Here is a 2,025-nt window from a genome sequence, read left to right as displayed (position 1 = left end):
CGGCGGACCCCGGCCTCGACACCATACGGGTCGTGCAGGAACCCGCCCGCCGGCCTGCGGCGGGCGGGGCTGCCCGGTCCTAGTCCCTGTCAGTCCCGGTCAGTCCCGCGGAAGCAGCGGGCCCAGCGGCCCGAGGTCCAGGTTCAGGTCCTCGGGCTTGAGGCCGTAGCGCTCGCGCAGTTCGGCCATGCGGTCGTCGAGGAGCATCAGGGTCAGACCGATGCGCTCCTCCTGGTCCTCGTCCAGCTCCCCGGTGTCGAAGCGGCGCACGGCCTGGCGCTCCATGAGCTGACGCAGCAGTTCCACGACGGTCAGGACCAGCTTGATCAGGTCGCGTTCCACCGTGTCCGGTTCGAGCTCGAGCCGGTTCTTTCCCGCCGCCCGCTCGCCCGTGATCTGCTCGCCCGTCATCTGCTCCCCCCTCGCCCGCTCGTTCACAACAACTCCTCGAAGGGGGAGGGAACTTGCTCGTTCACCGAGCTGATCAGCGCGTTCAGGTCGATACGGACGAGATCGACGTCTGCGATGCGCAACGTGAGGTCGCCGGTGATGACGACCCCGCCCGCGAGCAACCGGTCGAGCAGGTCGACCAGGGCGACCTCCCTGCGTTCGACGACTGTCACAGCCCCGCCTCTCCCGCCGCGCCGCCCGCGGCGTCGTCACCCTCGGCCTCCAGGCCCGCGAAGGAGTAGGCGGCCCACGGCCCGGTGAGTTCCACGCGCAGGACGGACTCCTCGCCCTTGACTCCTTCGACCAGTTCCGCGAAGGCCTCCGACTCCGAACGCGGCACCAGATAGGACGCGTTGAGTACGTTGCGGCCCGATTGCCGGGAGAGCGCGGAGTTCTGGGGCGGGTGCAGCCGTGCGTCCTCCGCGTTCTCGCACAGCAGGCCGTGCAGCCGGTGCGCGAACTTCTCGGCGCTCTCCCACATCTCTTCGTGGGCCCTGTTGCGCTGACGCCGCTGGCGCAGGTAGTCCCTGCCGCTCACGGCCTTCTCCGGCTCCTGTGCCGGGCCGGCGGTCTCCGCTTCCGCATGGATCTTGACGCCCCATTCCACCCGGCCGTCGAGCCGGTCGAGCGTCCGCCGGAAGGAGCTCTCCCGCTCCTCCATCATCGCGCGTACTCCCGCGTCGTCCCGGAACACGGTGGCGAGCCGCAGCGGCAGCGGCGTGGTGACGGCGGTGAGCGCGTCGATCACGGCCTGGTGGGCGCGTGCGGTCGCGCTCAGCCAGTCCAGGTCCTCCAGATGGCGCCGGAGCGGCTCCTCGGCGAAATCCGCTTCCGGCACCGTGCCGACCACGGCGATCAGACCGTGGTGCGACAGCTGACCGGGAGGCGCACCGTCCACCCCGGTCACCTGCGCCTGGAGCGCGGCGTCGAAGGGGCGGCAGATGGCGTAGACGTACCGCAGTCCGCTCATGTGCTTTCCTCCGCCTTGCTCTGCTCCGTCTTGCTCTGCTTGGCCTTGCTGCCCCGACCGGTGCCGCTCTGCTCGCTCCGGCCCCGCTCCACCGTGCGGCGCTCGGTCGTGCCTTGCTCCAGTTCGGCGACCTGAGCACGCAACTCGGCGTTCTCCCGCGCCAGTTCATTGCGACGCGCGCCGGAGGACAGTGCCGGGTCGTCCTCCCACCAGTCGATCCCCATCTCCTTCGCCTTGTCGACGGAGGCGACGATGAGCCGCAGCTTGATGGTCAGGAGTTCTATGTCGAGCAGGTTGATCCGGATGTCCCCGGCGATCACGACACCCTTGTCGAGCACACGCTCCAGGATGTCGGCGAGGTTCGCACCGCCGCCCTGCCCGTACGGTTCGGGCATCCGGCTGGGCATCGTCATCGGCGACTCCCGCTCGCCGCGGGCTCTTCGTCGTACGTGGCGTCGTCTTCCTCTTCGCCCACGCCCTCGTCGTACTTCGCCTCTTCGCCGTCCTCGTGGTCCTCGTGCTCCTCTTCCTCTTCGTCCTCGTAGGACTCCTCGGGCTGCTCCTCGCCCTCCGCTTCCTCGTCCTCTTCCTCTTCCTCGTAGGAC

4 protein-coding genes and 1 pseudogene are annotated in these 2,025 nt (G+C 69.3%); all 5 read right to left on the bottom strand.

All coding sequences use genetic code 11. The annotated features are described in order from the left end of the window. Nucleotides 1-99: 99 nt before the first annotated feature. The gene (locus ACQKIP_RS46040; RefSeq protein WP_365861196.1) at nucleotides 100-411 is read right to left on the bottom strand and encodes a gas vesicle protein K; all 312 of its coding nucleotides are present in this window, start codon (nucleotides 409-411) and stop codon (nucleotides 100-102) included. Between the two features lie 23 nt (nucleotides 412-434). Then, the gene (locus ACQKIP_RS46035) at nucleotides 435-623 is read right to left on the bottom strand and encodes a gas vesicle protein (RefSeq protein ID WP_160509195.1); all 189 of its coding nucleotides are present in this window, start codon (nucleotides 621-623) and stop codon (nucleotides 435-437) included. After that, the gene (locus tag ACQKIP_RS46030; RefSeq protein WP_365860978.1) at nucleotides 620-1,420 is read right to left on the bottom strand and encodes a GvpL/GvpF family gas vesicle protein; all 801 of its coding nucleotides are present in this window, start codon (nucleotides 1,418-1,420) and stop codon (nucleotides 620-622) included. Before ACQKIP_RS46030 ends, ACQKIP_RS46035 begins: the two co-directional genes overlap by 4 nt. Continuing rightward, a complete protein-coding gene (locus tag ACQKIP_RS46025) occupies nucleotides 1,417-1,833 on the bottom strand; it encodes a gas vesicle protein (RefSeq protein ID WP_365860976.1) in 417 nt (138 codons plus the stop codon). The genes ACQKIP_RS46030 and ACQKIP_RS46025 overlap by 4 nt, the downstream gene beginning before the upstream one ends. Next, nucleotides 1,830-2,025: pseudogene (locus tag ACQKIP_RS46020) on the bottom strand (hypothetical protein); the annotation flags it as partial. The gene ACQKIP_RS46025 and the pseudogene ACQKIP_RS46020, both read right to left, overlap by 4 nt.

The organism is Streptomyces sp. NPDC059900 (genome assembly GCF_050270335.1).
Taxonomy (GTDB): Bacteria; Actinomycetota; Actinomycetes; order Streptomycetales; family Streptomycetaceae; genus Streptomyces.
This window is presented reverse-complemented; position numbering and strand designations above follow the sequence as displayed.

Bases quoted from the DNA above. Each gene is read 5' to 3' on its own strand.
- ACQKIP_RS46040 (WP_365861196.1), bottom strand. From the start codon at position 411: ATGACGGGCGAGCAGATCACGGGCGAGCGGGCGGCGGGAAAGAACCGG.
- ACQKIP_RS46030 (WP_365860978.1), bottom strand. From the start codon at position 1,420: ATGAGCGGACTGCGGTACGTCTACGCCATCTGCCGCCCCTTCGACGCC.
- ACQKIP_RS46025 (WP_365860976.1), bottom strand. From the start codon at position 1,833: ATGACGATGCCCAGCCGGATGCCCGAACCGTACGGGCAGGGCGGCGGT.